The sequence below is a fragment of the Selenomonas sputigena genome (assembly GCF_026015965.1).
Classification (GTDB): Bacteria; Bacillota; Negativicutes; order Selenomonadales; family Selenomonadaceae; genus Selenomonas.
The window spans coordinates 1,809,192-1,824,011 of record NZ_CP110383.1 but is presented as its reverse complement, the minus strand read 5'-3'; the positions used below and the strand labels follow the sequence as shown (position 1 = coordinate 1,824,011).

At 57.4% G+C, this 14,820-nt stretch carries 14 protein-coding genes and 1 tRNA gene; 14 read left to right on the top strand and 1 reads right to left on the bottom strand.

The features are described from left to right. Positions 1-53: 53 nt before the first annotated feature. From OL236_RS08850 to OL236_RS08785, 14 genes are all read left to right on the top strand, one after another. Positions 54-1,166: a flagellar basal body P-ring protein FlgI gene (locus OL236_RS08850; RefSeq protein WP_265070332.1), complete on the top strand. Its 1,113-nt coding sequence runs from the start codon at positions 54-56 to the stop codon at positions 1,164-1,166. Positions 1,167-1,180: 14 nt separating this feature from the next. After that, positions 1,181-1,612, top strand: coding sequence for a rod-binding protein (locus OL236_RS08845; protein WP_265070331.1), 432 nt, complete (start codon positions 1,181-1,183; stop codon positions 1,610-1,612). 183 nt (positions 1,613-1,795) lie between these two features. Further along, on the top strand, positions 1,796-3,148 hold the full coding sequence (locus OL236_RS08840) for a phosphomannomutase (RefSeq protein WP_265070330.1): 1,353 nt from the start codon (positions 1,796-1,798) through the stop codon (positions 3,146-3,148). Continuing rightward, positions 3,148-4,056, top strand: a complete 909-nt coding sequence (gene galU, locus OL236_RS08835) for a UTP--glucose-1-phosphate uridylyltransferase GalU (RefSeq protein ID WP_265070329.1) — start codon at positions 3,148-3,150, stop codon at positions 4,054-4,056. Before OL236_RS08840 ends, galU begins: the two co-directional genes overlap by 1 nt. A 111-nt stretch (positions 4,057-4,167) precedes the next feature. After that, on the top strand, positions 4,168-5,625 hold the full coding sequence (locus OL236_RS08830; protein WP_265070328.1) for a glucose-6-phosphate isomerase: 1,458 nt from the start codon (positions 4,168-4,170) through the stop codon (positions 5,623-5,625). A gap of 233 nt (positions 5,626-5,858) precedes the next feature. After that, positions 5,859-6,563: a hypothetical protein gene (locus OL236_RS08825; RefSeq protein WP_265070327.1), complete on the top strand. Its 705-nt coding sequence runs from the start codon at positions 5,859-5,861 to the stop codon at positions 6,561-6,563. A gap of 84 nt (positions 6,564-6,647) precedes the next feature. Then, positions 6,648-7,991 (top strand): type II secretion system protein GspD, encoded by a 1,344-nt coding sequence (locus OL236_RS08820; protein WP_265070326.1) that lies wholly within the window; start codon positions 6,648-6,650, stop codon positions 7,989-7,991. Then, positions 7,988-8,659 (top strand): response regulator, encoded by a 672-nt coding sequence (locus OL236_RS08815; protein ID WP_009646904.1) that lies wholly within the window; start codon positions 7,988-7,990, stop codon positions 8,657-8,659. Before OL236_RS08820 ends, OL236_RS08815 begins: the two co-directional genes overlap by 4 nt. 252 nt (positions 8,660-8,911) lie before the next feature. Then, positions 8,912-9,667: a Fe-S cluster assembly ATPase SufC gene (sufC, locus tag OL236_RS08810; RefSeq protein ID WP_264918281.1), complete on the top strand. Its 756-nt coding sequence runs from the start codon at positions 8,912-8,914 to the stop codon at positions 9,665-9,667. 10 nt (positions 9,668-9,677) lie between these two features. Continuing rightward, positions 9,678-11,084: a Fe-S cluster assembly protein SufB gene (gene sufB / locus OL236_RS08805; protein ID WP_009646892.1), complete on the top strand. Its 1,407-nt coding sequence runs from the start codon at positions 9,678-9,680 to the stop codon at positions 11,082-11,084. Positions 11,085-11,097: 13 nt separating this feature from the next. After that, positions 11,098-11,934: a SufB/SufD family protein gene (locus tag OL236_RS08800; RefSeq protein ID WP_265070325.1), complete on the top strand. Its 837-nt coding sequence runs from the start codon at positions 11,098-11,100 to the stop codon at positions 11,932-11,934. Further along, positions 11,924-13,153 carry a cysteine desulfurase gene (locus OL236_RS08795; protein ID WP_265070324.1) on the top strand — a complete coding sequence of 410 codons (1,230 nt, stop codon included), beginning with the start codon at positions 11,924-11,926 and terminating at the stop codon, positions 13,151-13,153. Before OL236_RS08800 ends, OL236_RS08795 begins: the two co-directional genes overlap by 11 nt. After that, positions 13,150-13,578: a Fe-S cluster assembly sulfur transfer protein SufU gene (sufU, locus tag OL236_RS08790; protein ID WP_265070323.1), complete on the top strand. Its 429-nt coding sequence runs from the start codon at positions 13,150-13,152 to the stop codon at positions 13,576-13,578. Before OL236_RS08795 ends, sufU begins: the two co-directional genes overlap by 4 nt. 187 nt (positions 13,579-13,765) lie before the next feature. Beyond that, positions 13,766-14,644: a diguanylate cyclase domain-containing protein gene (locus OL236_RS08785; RefSeq protein WP_265070322.1), complete on the top strand. Its 879-nt coding sequence runs from the start codon at positions 13,766-13,768 to the stop codon at positions 14,642-14,644. Between the two features lie 65 nt (positions 14,645-14,709). On the opposite strand, the gene OL236_RS08780 is transcribed toward OL236_RS08785, so the two are convergent. Then, positions 14,710-14,786 (bottom strand) — tRNA-Arg (locus OL236_RS08780). Positions 14,787-14,820 lie beyond the last annotated feature (34 nt).

The window sequence follows — 14,820 nt, the reverse complement described above, 5'->3', positions numbered from 1 at the left end:
AATGGGCTTTTGGAGGAATGTTCGACTTTCCTTGGCTTTGAGGAGGCAGTTTTATGAAGAAGATCCTTGCGTGCTTTGCCGCACTTTTCCTCGTCGTCATGATGAGCACGACGGTTTTTGCAGAGTCGTCAGTGACGCGCATCAAGGATATTGCGAAGGTGCAGGGCGTGCGTTCGAACCAACTCATGGGCTACGGCCTCGTCGTTGGTCTCAATGGCACGGGCGATTCGAACAAAACGCTTGAAACCTTGCAGTCCGTGACGAACATGCTGCGCGAGTACGGCGTGACGATCAATAAGGCGGACTTGAAGACGAAGAACGTCGCGGCCGTCATGGTTACGTCGACGCTGCCGCCCTTCGTGCGCGAAGGCGATAATATCGATATCACCGTATCCTCGATGGGCGATGCGAAGAGCCTCGCTGGCGGCACTCTGCTGCAGACGCCATTGCGTGCGGCGAACGGCACGGTCTATGCCGTCGGGCAAGGTCCTGTGGCTACGGGCGGGTTTTCCGCAGGCTCGGGCGGCGGTTCGCAGCAGAAGAACTTCCCGACTGTCGGCACGACGCCAGGCGGCGCCATCGTGGAGCGCAGTGTCGAGGATGATGACATCGGCGCGAACGGTACGATCGCGCTCTCTTTGAACAAGGCGGATTTTACGACGGCGGCGCGTGTCGCGCAGGCAATCAACTCACAGTACGGCGGCATTGCGCGCGCGGCGAATCCCGGGCGCATCGACATCTCCGTGCCCGCCTACTACCGCGGCAATATCGTCACTTTCGTTGCGAGTCTTGAGGATCTTCCCGTCATGCCGGATTCCGTTGCCAAGGTCGTCGTCAACGAGCGCACGGGCACGATCGTCATGGGCGGCAATATCGCCGTCGATGAGATCGCCATCACGCAGGGCGGCATTTCGATCAGCATCACGAAGGATCTCACCGTCGATCAACCGCCGCCGTTCAGCCCAGGTACGACGGTCGTTGCAGATAACACGGACGTCAAGGCGAAGGAGCAGAAGGCAAGCTCTATCGTGCTGCCCGCGACAGCGAACGTCGGCGACGTCGTCGGCGCATTGAATTCGGTCGGCGCGACGGCGCAAAACATCATTTCCATCCTGCAGGCGATGAAGGCCTCGGGGGCGCTCCATGCGGACCTGGAAATCATTTGACGAGGTGAGACGGTATGCAGATTTTTGACGCTTTACATGCGGATGCGCTCCATGGACAGGGAGCGGCGAACAGCTCTTTGGAACAGGCGAAGGAGCGCGCGGACAGCGTGCAGTTTTCGGACAAGCTGAAGGAGGCGCAGAAGTCGCTCTCTCCCGAAAAGGGGCAGAAAGCACAGACTTCTGCCGAGGAAGCGGCGGCGAACAAGAAACTCATGGATGCCTGCAAGGGCTTTGAGTCGATGTTCCTCGACATCATGTACCGGCAGATGCGCCAGACTGTGCCGAAGGACACGCTCTTCGGGCACGACAACACGGATGACATCTTAGAATCCATGCGCGATACGGCCATGGTGGAAAAGATGTCGGAAGCGGGCGGTATCGGTCTTGCCAAGACGCTCTACGAGCAGCTGCAGCGCGAGGCGCATGCGATCAAGGTGGACGCATAAGGATTTGGGAACGGCATGGTTTTGCGCCATGCCGTTTTTTATTGGAAATATGCAGATTCCTTAAATTTTTTCCTTTTGCTAAGCAGGGAAATCGACGCCTTTTCCCGAAAGAATATAATATTCAGTAATTCAGTAAACCATGAAGTCATAAGGCAACGTATTCAGCAAGAAGAGGTGGCAGTTATGAAAATCAGCAACAAGGGTTTCGGCGCGTATGACATCCGTGGGATTTATCCGGAGGAGGTCAATGAGGAGCTTGCCTATCGCATCGGGCGCGTTTTCGTCGATCTCTTCCATGCGAAGAAGGTCGCAATCGGGCACGATATTCGTCTTTCCGGGCCTTCGATTCGTGACGCTCTTGCGAAGGGGCTGACGGAGGCGGGCGCTGATGTCATGGACATCGGGCAGTGCGGCACGGAGATGATCTATTTCACGACGGCGCACTATGGGCTGGACGGCGGCATCATGATCACGGCGAGTCACAATCCGAAAGAGTACAACGGCATGAAGTTCGTGCGCAAGGAATCGCGCCCGATTTCGAGCGATACGGGGCTCAAGGACATCGAGAAGGCTGTGATGGAGGGCGATTTCAAGCCGCTCGACCGCCCGAAAGGGAAGATTGAAGAGGTCGATGTGCTCGACGAGTACGTCAAGCACATCCTGACATACGTCGATGTCAAGGCGCTGAAGCCGTTCAAAATTGTCGTCAATACGGGCAACGGTGCGGCAGGGCCAATCATCAACGCGCTCGAAAAGCATCTGCCCTTTGAGATGGTCAAGGTCTTCAATGAGCCGGATGGCAACTTCCCGAACGGCGTACCGAACCCGATCCTGCAGGAGAATCGCGAGGCGACGGCGAAGGTGGTGCGCGAGTCGGGCGCTGCCGTCGGCATCGCTTGGGACGGCGACTTCGATCGCTGCTTCCTCTTCGACGAGAAGGGCGGCTTCATCGAGGGCTACTACATGGTTGGCTTCCTCGCGCAGGCGTTCCTCAAGAAGAACAAGGGCGCGAAGATCATCTACGATCCGCGCCTCGTCTGGAACACGATCGAAATCTGCGATGAACTTGGCGGCGAGGCTGTGATGTGCAAGAGCGGCCATGCGTTTATCAAGGACAAGATGCGCAAGGTCAATGCGGTTTACGGCGGCGAGATGAGTGCACACCACTACTTCCGCGACTTCTCTTATTGCGACAGCGGCATGATTCCGTGGCTCTTGGTGCTCGAACTGATGAGCGCTGCAGGAAAGCCCTTGTCCGAACTTATGGCGGAGCGCATGGCGCGCTATCCGATCTCGGGCGAAGTCAACAGCAAGGTTGCCGATGCGCATGCCGTGATGAAGAAGGTCGAGGAAATCTACGGCGGCAAGGGCAAGGTTACGAAGGTGGACGGACTCTCCGTCGAGTTCGCGGACTGGCGCTTCAACCTGCGCATGTCGAACACGGAACCGGTGATCCGTCTCAATGTGGAGACTCGTCATGATGAAAAATTGATGAAGGAAAAGACGGAGGAACTCCTCGCTGTCATTCGGGGGTAATGATGACGAAGCAGAAAATCCGCAAGGCGATCATCCCTGCAGCGGGTCTTGGCACGCGCTTCTTGCCGGCGACGAAGGCGCAGCCGAAGGAGATGCTGCCCATCGTCGATACGCCGGCCATCCAGTTCATCGTTGAGGAGGCTGTCGCCTCGGGCATCGAGGAGCTTCTGATCATCACGGGACGCAACAAGCGCTCGATCGAAGATCACTTTGACCGTTCCCTGGAGCTGGAGATGCAACTCAAGGAGCACGGCAAGTATGACATGCTCAAGATGGTTGAGGAGATCTCGGACATCCAGATCCACTTCATCCGGCAGAAGGAGGCGCGCGGGCTTGGCCATGCTGTGCTCTGCGCGCGCCAGTTCGTTGGTGACGAGCCTTTCGCCGTGCTCTTGGGCGACGATCTCGTCGACGCGAAGGTGCCGTGCCTCGCGCAGCTTATCGACGTTTATGAGGATTACGGCGGCAGTGTACTCGGCGTGCAGCAGGTGCCGCAGAACCAAGTTTCTCGCTACGGTATCGTCGCCCCGCGTACGGTGAAGCCGAACGTCTGGCAGGCGGTCGATCTCGTGGAAAAGCCCGAGGCAGAAAAGGCGCCGTCGCGCCTCGCCGTACTCGGCCGCTATGTGTTGACGCCGGCCATTTTCGACATCTTGGAGCATACGAAACCGGGTGCCGGAGAGGAAATCCAGCTGACAGACGCCATCTGTGAGCTTGCGCACAAGGAAAAGGTCTACGCCTACCGTTTCGAGGGAAGGCGCTACGACATCGGTGACAAGGAGGGCTTCTTGGAAGCGACGGTGGAGCAGGCCTTGAAACGGCCGGAGATCCGCGACGACTTCATGGCGTATCTCGTGCAAAGGATCGGGCCTTTGCTCCGACAAAAGATGGAAGAAGATGCGGAGTAATTGCCTAAGTGGGGATTGTTCTTTTTCCAGTGGTGTGCTATACTGTAAGCATTAAGTTCTGATGTGAGTCTGTTTCTCAAATATCGCTGATGGCATGGGGGTTGATGATCGATGGGGTTGAAGTTGAAGTCTGGATTCCTTTTTGACTACGATAATCTCTATGGCCCGGGCAAGGTGACAGAGACTGATGTCAAGGAAATGGCGGACAGGATGAAGAAGGCGCATGAGGCGATGAAAGTCATGCGCTCGACGGGTGTCATTCGCGGCCATCTGTCGAAGGACGGCACGCCGGAGAAGGTGCTCTTCTCCGAGCTGCCGTATGTCGCCGACGGGCATTTGAACTCGCCCGCCTCGCTCGCGCGCCTGAAGGAATTGACGGCGCATGTCAAGAATCATACGGACGCCGTCGTCTCGCTCGGGATCGGCGGCTCCTATCTCGGCAACAAGGTACTTTTCGATGTAGAGTGCGGTGCCTACTGGAACGAGAGGACGGAAGAAGAGCGCGGCGGCTTTCCTAAGGTCTATTTCAGCGGCAACAACATTGACCCGCGTGCGACGGGCGATCTTCTCCGTTCGCTCAAGAATCAGGCGAAGATCGCCAGAAGTCACAAGAAGCGTGCGCTTCGCGTGATGCTCCTCGTGATCTCGAAGTCGGGCGGCACGCTTGACACGATGTCGAACTTCATGGTAGTCTACAAGGCACTGCGAGACGATGCGGATATCGAGGTCGAAGTTGTCGCCGTGACCGATCCGAATGAAGAGAAGCCGACGCTTTTGAAGAAGCTTGCGAAAGATAAAGGCTGGCAGACGTTCGCCGTGCCCGACGGCGTGGGCGGACGCTTCTCGATCTTCTCCGAGGTCGGGCTGTCGCTCGCGGCCTGCATCGGCTTCGACATCGAATCGTTCCTCGCGGGTGCGCGTGCGATGGACGAGGCATGCCAAGCGGACGACGTATGGCAGAATCCGGCGATGCTCAATGCGGTCTTGAAGTTCATCGCTTCCGAGAAGTATGGGCGAGACATCGAGGTCATGATGCCTTACGGCGACTACATGAAGTCGGTCTCCGAGTGGTACATCCAGCTCTTGGCGGAGTCCTTGGGCAAGGAGGTCGATCGCGAGGGCAATGAAGTCTGCTACGGCAGGACACCCGTTGTCGCCGTCGGCACGACGGACATGCATGCGCAGACGCAGCAGCATCAAGAGGGCAAGCGCAACAAGGTCGTGCAGTTCATCCGCTTGGAAAAGTGGGTGGACGATCTCGTGATTCCGAACGAATTTCCCGATGTGAAGAAGCTGGCGGACATCTCGGGGCTGACGATGGGCGAGGCACTTGAGGTCGCACGTCAATCGAACGCCGATGCGCTTGCCTCGAATGAACGCTTCAATGCGCTGTTCTCGCTGCCCGAACTCAATGCCTTCCATCTGGGAGAACTGCTTTATCTCTTGGCTCTGAGCATTGCCTATGAGGGAGAGTTTGCCGATGTCGACGCGTTCAATCAGCCCGGTGTTGAGTCGTACAAGCGCATCATGGGGCCGAAGCTCGAAGCGCTCAAGGCGGCGAAAAAGTAGCTGGGGCATATTGCAAAGTAAAGGATCATAAGATGACGGAAGCTCTGCGAGGATCTTCTTGGAGAGAGCTTCCGCAAGACATAGGGAGCATCGACGGATCGGTGTTTCCGTCGTATACTCGCAAGAGGCGAGATCAACAGCTCTGCGGATTCTGGCAAGGAGGAAGCGGGGCTGTTTTATTCCTTGGAGAACGGGAATTTATTCGTGATTCTCTTGAAAGGAGGTGATAGAGAATGCTGAAAAGGGATGAGAGAAAATCAGGAGAAGAGATGAAGGAGAATACGGGCGTGCGTGAAGTTTTGGCGGACGGTTGGTTTACCGCCTTGCGCGAACGTCTTGTCGGCACTGGTGAGGATGTCAGGCTGCAAGGGCGGCGACCGATTCTTCTCGCGGCTCTTCTTGTCGCCGTGGGCGCGTGGTTCTTTGTTGAAGGGACGGAGCCGGAGGAAGGCGTGTTCGTCGCACCGCCCTCGGCAGCGGTGTCTCAGGCGCCGTTGCGTGAGGATGTGACGGGAACGAAGGAGGCGCAGAATAAAAAGGCGTTGGCCGATCCGTTCGCACTGCTTCATGGTGAGGAACAGGCGACGGTTGCGGCGATGGCCGCTGTCGGCGGCGGTGACGAACGGTGTGCTGCCGCGCTGAACCGTGCGACGGACAAGAGCGGTAGCGATTCGAGTGCAGGCGGGCGCCAGAATGAGAAAACTGCGGCCTCGCCGAACGGTGTAGCAGTGGGGAAGACCGCCAGTGCTGCTGTGCCGCAGGTGCGTGGTACGGTGACGAGCAATGTCGGAACCGTGCTGTTGCTCTCGGTCGGCGGACACGATTTTTTCCTCGCTGAGGGCGAGGAAAAAGAGGGCGTGCTGCTGCAGTCGCTTTCGGACAAAAGCGCCGTCGTCGTGGTCGGCGGCAAGTCGTACACACTGAACCTTCCCGGATGAATCTGCTCGATGCAGTTCGGGAAAAATAGCGTCTAAGGGATGAGCTGGGAGAGAATTGTTTGTGCTCCAAGGAGGGAGTTCGATATGGGCAGCTTGCCGAGAGTCGGTGCATTTTTCCTTGCCGCATGGTTTGCCGGCTCTTCACCGGCATCGGCCTCTCCCTTGACGCTTGAAGTTGTTGATGCGGATGTGACGGCGATTCTGACGTCCATTGCCCGGCTTTCGGGACTCGACCTCATACTTGACGATTCTGTGAAAGGACGCATCAGCCTCAGCCTCAAGGACGTTGAGCCGGAAGAAGCACTGATGCTCATCGGCAAGGCGAAAGGGCTGGTAGTGCAGCATGAGGGAAAAGTCCTTCTCGTGCGCGCGGCGAAGGAGGCAACGCCTTTTTACCGCATGCACGTGCTGCCCGTTCGCTATGCGGATCTTGATACGGCTTTCGCTGCCGTAAAATTATCTTTGGGAGAAGCAGGAATTTTCGCGATAGACGAGAATAAGAAAAATGGGAAGGAAGATATAAGCGAGCAGGGGCTTTACCGAACGGGAGAGCGGCTTTTGATTGACCGTGCGACAAATGCCCTGCTTTTCTATGGAACAGAAGAGGAGAAGGTACGCGCTGAGGCTGTGCTGCATTCGCTCGATGTGCCTACCGAGCAGGTATCTTTGGAGGCGCGTGTCGTCGCATTGGAGAAAAACGCGGCGAAGGAACTCGGTGTAGACTGGGATTGGTCGCCGCTGCCCATCGATTCGCACGCCACGGCGAAGGGCGGCTCGGAGGGTGGAAGAAGAGGCATCGATGGTGAGGTGCCGGGCGTCATCCGCTTCGGCAGGACGCCCGAAGGAAAGCCCTATGAGTTCTACTATCGGGCGAAGATCGCGGCACTCGTCACGGATGGCAAGGCAAACGTCTTGGCACGTCCGAACATCACGACGCTGCAGGGCAGGGAAGCCGTGATCAACATCGGCGGTTCCGTGCCCGTGCCCGAGACGCAGACGACGAATTCTACGGTGACGACCTCGATAACGTATAAGAAGGCGGGCATCATCCTGCGCTATACGCCGCGCATTCATGAAAACGGCGAGATCACGGCGCGGGTTCACACGGAGGTCAGTTCTCCTGTCTACGTCGACGCCCTCAAGGCGTACAAGTTCCAGGAGCGCTCGGCCGATACGACCGTACGCTTAAAAGACGGCGAGACCATGGTCATTGGCGGGCTCATCGGCAGCGAGGAATCGCGCGTTTTTGCAAAGGTGCCGCTCTTGGGTGACATCCCCATACTTGGCGCATTCTTCAAGAGCGTTCGCCACACGAAGACCGATTCGGAAATCATGATATTTTTGACCGCGCACATCTTGCGCGATACTTTTTCTCCTGCCGAAGGAACGGCGGAATCAGAGCGGAAAGGAAAGGATGTTTGGCAATGACAATCAAGATCTTGATCGCGGATGACCATGCGCTGCTTCGGCAGGGGGTTAAACGCGTGCTGAATTTCGAAGACGACCTGGAGGTCATCGGCGAGGCGGAGGACGGGCAGGAGACGCTTGCCAGAACCCTCGTTCTGCAGCCCGACGTGCTGCTCCTCGACCTCAATATGCCGGGGTTGTCGGGTCTTGAGGTGGCGTGCCAGCTCCAGGCGGCGAAGTCCAAGACCAAGATCATCGTGCTGACGATTCACGACAGTGACAATTATGTACTTGAACTCTTGAAAAACGGCGTCCTCGGCTATCTCCTTAAGGATGTCGAGCCTTCGATGCTCATCAAGGCGATCCACGTCGTCAACGAGGGCAATGCTTTCGTCTACCCGTCTCTCGCCGAGCGTCTCTTCGGCGGCGTCGCCGAGGATGAGAACATCAACGAGAAGGCGCGCACGATGTGGCGCGAGAGCCGCTCCGAGCGCTTAACCTCGCGTGAGATGGACGTCTTGTCGTGTATTGCCAAGGGCTTCAGCAATCAGGACATCGCGCAGGCGCTCTTCGTCAGCGAGAAGACGGTCAAGAACCATCTGACGAATATCTTCCGCAAGCTCAACGTCAACGACCGCACGCAGGCTCTGATCTATGTCTTGAAGCACAAGATCATGACGCTGGAATGAGCAGCAGGCATTTTCGGCCGATGCATACGGAGCGTATGCGTCGGCCTTTTTATGATAATTATTATCTACAAGGACTTTTGCTTTATGGGATTGACATTTATGATAAAACCACCTAAAATGAAAGGAAATAAATCCCGAGTAAAATACCATGAAACCTTTAGAAGGCGCTACCTTCTTGAAGGCGATTGAACATAATGCGTTGCACGGCGGCGAATTGCCAAAAGATTCCGTGCGGAAGAAAGGAGCATCATCATGTCGGATGCATTGCTGAACATCAAGAATCTCTCCGCAGGCGTGGAGGGAAAAGCGATATTAAAGAACCTCAGCCTGACGATCAACAAGGGCGAGGTACATGTGATCCTAGGGCCGAACGGCTCGGGCAAGTCGACGCTCATGAACGTCATCATGGGTCATCCGAAGTACGAGGTGACGGCGGGCGATATTTCTTTCGAGGGCAAGAGCCTACTGGAAAAGAAGACGTTCGAGCGCGCGAGGGAAGGTCTCTTCCTCTCGTTCCAGACGCCCGAGGAGATCCCGGGCATCACGGTCGAGAACATGCTTCGGACGGCGAAGCAGGCGGTGACGGGCGAGAAGGTCAAGATCATGGCTTTCAAGAAGGAACTCAAAAAGACGATGGAAGAGCTGAAGATCGATCCTTCGTATGCCGAGCGTTACATGAACGTGGGCTTTTCGGGCGGCGAGAAGAAGCGCAATGAGATCCTGCAGCTTTTGATGCTCGCGCCGAAGCTCGCGCTGCTCGATGAGACGGATTCGGGACTCGACGTCGATGCCGTACAGATCGTTTCCTCGGGCATCGAGAAGTATCATACGGCGGACAACAGCTGCCTCATCATCACGCACAACTCGAAGATTCTGGAAAAGCTCAAGGTCGACCGCGTGCATGTCATCATCGGCGGCACGATCGTCGAAGAGGGCGGTCCGGAACTCATCGACGAGGTGAACCGCCGCGGCTTCACGCACATCCTCGACGACGCTGCGGCAAAGTGAGGTGGGCGAGATGGCAAAGAAGAAAACCTTTGTGGAGGACATCGAGCGCACGCTCTACGACATCAAGAACCACGACGTCCCCGTCTACAAGGCACAGCAGGGGCTGACGGAGGACATCATCCGCGACATCGCGAAGCAGAAGCACGATCCCGATTGGATGCTTGAGTTTCGTCTGAAGTCGCTCGAGACGTACAACAAGATGGCGCTTCCCTCGTGGGGGCCGGATCTCTCAGAGCTGAATATGGATGAGATCGTCACCTACGTGCGCCCTGATGCGAAGATGACGGGAAACTGGAAGGAAGTTCCCGAGGACATCAAGGATACGTTCGACCGACTCGGCATCCCCGAAGCGGAGAAGACATCGCTCGCGGGCGTCGGCGCACAGTACGATTCGGAAGTCGTCTACCACAGCATACAGGAAAGCCTCGTGAAGCAGGGCGTCGTCTACACCGATATGGAAACGGCGCTCGTCGAGCACGAGGAGTTGGTCAAGAAGTACTTCATGAAGCTCGTGCCGCCGAAGGATCACAAGTTCGCGGCGCTGCACGGCGCCGTCTGGTCGGGCGGCTCCTTCGTCTACGTGCCCGAGGGCGTCAATGTGGAGATTCCATTGCAGTCGTATTTCCGGCTCAACGCGCCGGGCGCGGGGCAGTTCGAACACACGCTGATCATCGTGGAAAAAGGCGCGAACCTGCACTTCATCGAGGGCTGCTCGGCGCCGAAATACAATGTGACGAATCTCCATGCAGGCTGCGTCGAACTGTTCGTCAAGGAAGGGGCACGGCTTCGCTACTCGACGATCGAGAACTGGTCGCGCAACATGATGAACCTCAACACGAAACGCGCCCTCGTTGAAAAAGACGGCCTGATCGAGTGGGTCTCCGGCTCTTTTGGCTCGCACGTCTCCATGCTCTACCCGTGCAGCATTCTGCACGGCGAGCGCGCACGCTGCGAGTTCACGGGCGTGACCTTTGCGTCGAAAGGGCAGACGCTCGACACGGGCGCGACGGTCATCCACACGGCGCCACACACATCGGCGACGATCAACACGCGCTCGATCTCGAAGGCGGGCGGCAAGGCGATTTACCGAAGCGCTGTGAAGGTAGCGAAGAATGCACCTTTCACGAAATGCTCGGTCAACTGCGAATCCCTGATGCTCGACAGCATCTCGCGCTCCGACACGCTTCCTGCCATGGACATCGAGGGCGATGAGGCGGACATCGGGCACGAGGCGAAGATCGGCCGCATCAGCGACGAGGCGGTCTACTATCTGACGAGCCGGGGCATCGACGAGGAGGAGGCGCGCGCGATGATCGTGCGAGGTTTCGTCGAGCCGATCGCGAAGGAACTGCCTTTGGAATATGCCGTTGAGATGAACAATCTCGTCAATATCGAGCTTGAAGGCACGATGGGATAAGGAGGGGAAGAATATGCAGAATCAAGAACTTTTCAGCTCCATTCCCATGCGCACTTGGCGCTGGCTCGGCGTCAACGGCGCGGCTCTGCCCGCAGGGCTCGATGTCGCCGAAGTGCAGAAGATCCATGTGAAGGCGGGCGAGAAGAAGGAAGCCGTCCAGATCTATCGGGAGGGCGGCCATGCCGAGATCGAGGCGCATGTTGAGGCAGGCGGAACGCTTTCCCTCGTCAAGGTGCAGCTCGTGCCCGAAGGGGAAGACCATGCCGACGACGTCAAGGTGTGCGTCGAAGAGGGCGGCGCATTCTCCTATACGATCTTTGAGGTCGGCGCGAACGAGCTCGTATCGAAGCTTTCCGTCGAGCTTGCGGGAAAGGACGCCGCAGCGGATATCGCGGCCTTTTACTTCGCTGACAAGAAGCGCAAGTTCGACTTCAACTATCTCGTGCGCCAGAGGGGCGCGCACACCGACGCAAATATGCAGGTCAAGGGCGCATTGATGGACGAGGCGCAGAAGGTGTTTCGCGGCACGCTCGACTTCATCGCAGGCTCAGCCGGCTCCGTCGGGCGCGAGAACGAGGACGTCATCATCCTCTCTCCCGGCGTGCGCAACCGCTCCGTGCCGCTGATGCTCTCAGGTGAGGGCGACGTCGACGGACATCATGCCGTGAGCATCGGCAAGATGGACGAGGCGAAGCTCTTCTATTTGATGAGCCGCGGACTCGATCTCGCCGAGGCGCGGCGTCTCGTCGTCGAGGCAGACCTCTTCCCCGTGCTCGCGCGCATTTCGGACGAAGCGCTCAAGGAGGAGATCGCCGCTTCCATCGAAGGGAGGATCGAAGATGCGGACTGAGGAAGACATTCGCAAGGATTTTCCCTTGCTCACGCACAAGATGAACAATCAGCCGCTCGTCTACCTCGACAACGGCGCGACGACGCAGAAGCCGAACGAGGTCATTCAGGCGATCTGCGGCTACTATGGCGGCTGCAACGCGAACCCGCATCGGGGCGCGTATGCGCTCTCCGTCAAGGCGACGGGCATCTACGAGTACACGCGCGCCGCGACGCGCTCCTTCATCCACGCGCGCCTGCCGCAGGAGATCATCTTCACGAAGAACGCGACGGAGGCGCTGAACCTCGTCGCGTACAGCTACGGTCTCGCGAATGTCGAGGCGGGCGACGAGATCGTCATCTCTATCGCCGAGCATCACTCGAACCTCGTGCCGTGGCAGATGGTCGCTCAGGCGAAGGGCGCTGTCTTGAAGTACATGTACCTCGAAAAGGACGGCAGGCTCTCCGTCGAGGAAGCGAAGAAGAAGATCACGAAGAAGACGAAGATTGTCGCCGTCACGGAAGTCTCGAACGTCCTCGGCCTCATCAATCCTGTCAAGGAGATTGCCGCCGTCGCGCACGAAAACGGCGCCGTCATCCTCGTTGACGGCTCGCAGAGCGCGGCGCACATGGCGGTCGATGTGCAGGATATGGACTGCGACTTCTTCGCCTTTTCGGGTCACAAGCTGCTCTCTCCCATGGGCATCGGCGTGCTCTACGGCAAGGAGGCCTTGCTCGATGCCATGCCGCCGTTTTTGCGCGGCGGCGACATGATCGAGTATGTCACCGAGCAGGAGACGACGTTCGCCGAGCTGCCGCAGAAGTTTGAGGCGGGCACGCAGAACGTCGGCGGCGCAGCAGGCCTTCGCGCCGCCATCGAATACCTCGAAAAGACGGGCTTCGACACCGTGCGCCGCATCGAGCAGGAACTCGTGAACTACGCGCTGCCCAAATTGCGCGAGATCCCCTTCGTCGAGCTTTACGGCTGCGACGCCGACCCTGCCTTGAAGACGGGCATCATCACGTTCAACGTCAAGGACGTCCATCCGCACGACGTTGCGACGATCCTTGACTCCTTCGGCGTCGCCGTGCGTGCCGGCCACCACTGCGCCCAGCCGCTGATGAAGTATCTCGGGCAGAATGCCACATGCCGCGCGAGCTTCTACCTCTACAACACGAAGGCGGATGTCGACCGCTGGCTCGAAGCCTTGAAAGAGGTCAGGAAGGTGATGCATCTATGAGCCTTACGGACATCTATACGGAGCTGATCGCCGAGCACAGCCGCTCGACGGAAAACAAGCATGAACTTGCGGGCGCGACCATCAAGGAGCGCGGGCACAATCCCTCGTGCGGCGACGAGATCACGTTGGAGCTCATCGTCGAGGCGGGCAAGATCAAGGACGCCGCTTTCACGGGCGTTGGCTGCGCCATCTCACAGGCTTCGACCTCAATGATGATCGATCTCGTCAAGGGCAAGAGCGTTGAAGAAGCGCACCATCTCGCCGATCTCTTCATCTCGATGATCAAAGGCAAAGAGCTGACGGAGGAAGAACTCGAAGAACTCGACGAGGCCGCTGCGCTTGAAGGCGTCTCGCACATGCCCGCACGTGTCAAGTGCGCTGTGCTTTCGTGGCACACGCTTGATACGGCGCTTAAAAAGGAATAAGGAAGAAGCCGCTCCTGCATCGTTTTGATGTTGGGAGCGGCTTTTTTCATCGCAATCAAGAAGAAATCGTTTAACAAAAAGCGTGAAAATAACGAAATAAGTAATGAAGTGGGTTCATATCCCATGATATGTTTTTCGGAAAGCCTTGCTTTGGTTAGTAAGGGATTGCCAAGAGGGGGTATAGGCAATGTGGCAGTATAAGGCGGATATTCCCGAAACACACTATCAAAATCAATGCGTCAAGCTTCTCTTGCAAAAGCTCGGTGCTATCTTGTTCAGCTACGAATTGAAGACGGATACGATGTCCTTTCGCTTGGTGCGCGGCGGTATGCAGGCGCGTGAGATCGTGGGTTTTCGCCGCACGATGAACGCCGAGCGGCGTCTGATGGTACATCCGGATTTCCTCGAGCAGATGATCGCCTTCTTCTCGGGCCAGAATACGGAACGCGACAGTTTCCTGCTCGACATGGGGAATCCCCCGACGGGCAAGTACTCGTGGTACAAGTTTGTCATCGAGCAGGAGAACGATGAATACGGACACTTGGGCACCGTGCGCGGCGTCATGTGGCGCACAGACCGCCTGCATGATGCGGCGAAGGAAGGTGGACGCTTCCGCTCCGAACTTGATTCCGTTACGGGCGTTGCCAACGAGAACGGCTTGCTCAAGGAAGCCGACCGTTTCCTTGCAGGTGAAGGAAAGAAGGATGTCAATGCACTCGTCCTCGTGCGTTTGGATTGCTATGGGGATTTGGAAAAGCGTCTGGGAAAGCGCGGCGCGGAAACGCTTCTCGTGAGGCTTTGCAACTCCATCGGCGGTAAGTTCCGCTCGGGCGATGTGCTTGCGCATCTTGGCGATGGCGCGTTCGCCGTCTTTGTGCGCGATGTGACGAGCAAGCCGCTTTTGGAACTGAACGTCAAGGGCATCGAAGCGATTTTCCGCCCGGGAAATGCAGAATATGGAAAGTACGGCATGAAGTGCCGCATCACGCTCGCCTATTCACCGGAGGAAGGCATACGCTGCCGCGACCTTCTCAACGCAGCGAGGAAAAAGGCGCCGCTTCTCTGAGTGTGCAGCAGATCAATATGCAGCAAAAAAGCCTGCCCTCCGAAGAGGTGCAGGCTTTATTTTCATGGTGCGATCGGCGCGATTCGAACGCGCGACCCCCTGCTTAGGAGGCAGATGCTCTATCCAGCTGAGCTACGACCGCAGGCAATGTGTATATTCTAGCAGAAGAAGCGCGA

Excerpts from the sequence above, each read along its gene's own strand:
- OL236_RS08825 (WP_265070327.1), top strand. The coding sequence starts at position 5,859 with ATGCTGAAAAGGGATGAGAGAAAATCAGGAGAAGAGATGAAGGAGAAT.
- sufU (WP_265070323.1), top strand. The coding sequence starts at position 13,150 with ATGAGCCTTACGGACATCTATACGGAGCTGATCGCCGAGCACAGCCGC.
- OL236_RS08840 (WP_265070330.1), top strand. The coding sequence starts at position 1,796 with ATGAAAATCAGCAACAAGGGTTTCGGCGCGTATGACATCCGTGGGATT.
- OL236_RS08850 (WP_265070332.1), top strand. The coding sequence starts at position 54 with ATGAAGAAGATCCTTGCGTGCTTTGCCGCACTTTTCCTCGTCGTCATG.
- OL236_RS08845 (WP_265070331.1), top strand. The coding sequence starts at position 1,181 with ATGCAGATTTTTGACGCTTTACATGCGGATGCGCTCCATGGACAGGGA.
- OL236_RS08830 (WP_265070328.1), top strand. The coding sequence starts at position 4,168 with ATGGGGTTGAAGTTGAAGTCTGGATTCCTTTTTGACTACGATAATCTC.
- OL236_RS08795 (WP_265070324.1), top strand. The coding sequence starts at position 11,924 with ATGCGGACTGAGGAAGACATTCGCAAGGATTTTCCCTTGCTCACGCAC.
- OL236_RS08815 (WP_009646904.1), top strand. The coding sequence starts at position 7,988 with ATGACAATCAAGATCTTGATCGCGGATGACCATGCGCTGCTTCGGCAG.
- sufB (WP_009646892.1), top strand. The coding sequence starts at position 9,678 with ATGGCAAAGAAGAAAACCTTTGTGGAGGACATCGAGCGCACGCTCTAC.
- galU (WP_265070329.1), top strand. The coding sequence starts at position 3,148 with ATGATGACGAAGCAGAAAATCCGCAAGGCGATCATCCCTGCAGCGGGT.
- OL236_RS08785 (WP_265070322.1), top strand. The coding sequence starts at position 13,766 with ATGTGGCAGTATAAGGCGGATATTCCCGAAACACACTATCAAAATCAA.
- OL236_RS08820 (WP_265070326.1), top strand. The coding sequence starts at position 6,648 with ATGGGCAGCTTGCCGAGAGTCGGTGCATTTTTCCTTGCCGCATGGTTT.
- OL236_RS08800 (WP_265070325.1), top strand. The coding sequence starts at position 11,098 with ATGCAGAATCAAGAACTTTTCAGCTCCATTCCCATGCGCACTTGGCGC.
- sufC (WP_264918281.1), top strand. The coding sequence starts at position 8,912 with ATGTCGGATGCATTGCTGAACATCAAGAATCTCTCCGCAGGCGTGGAG.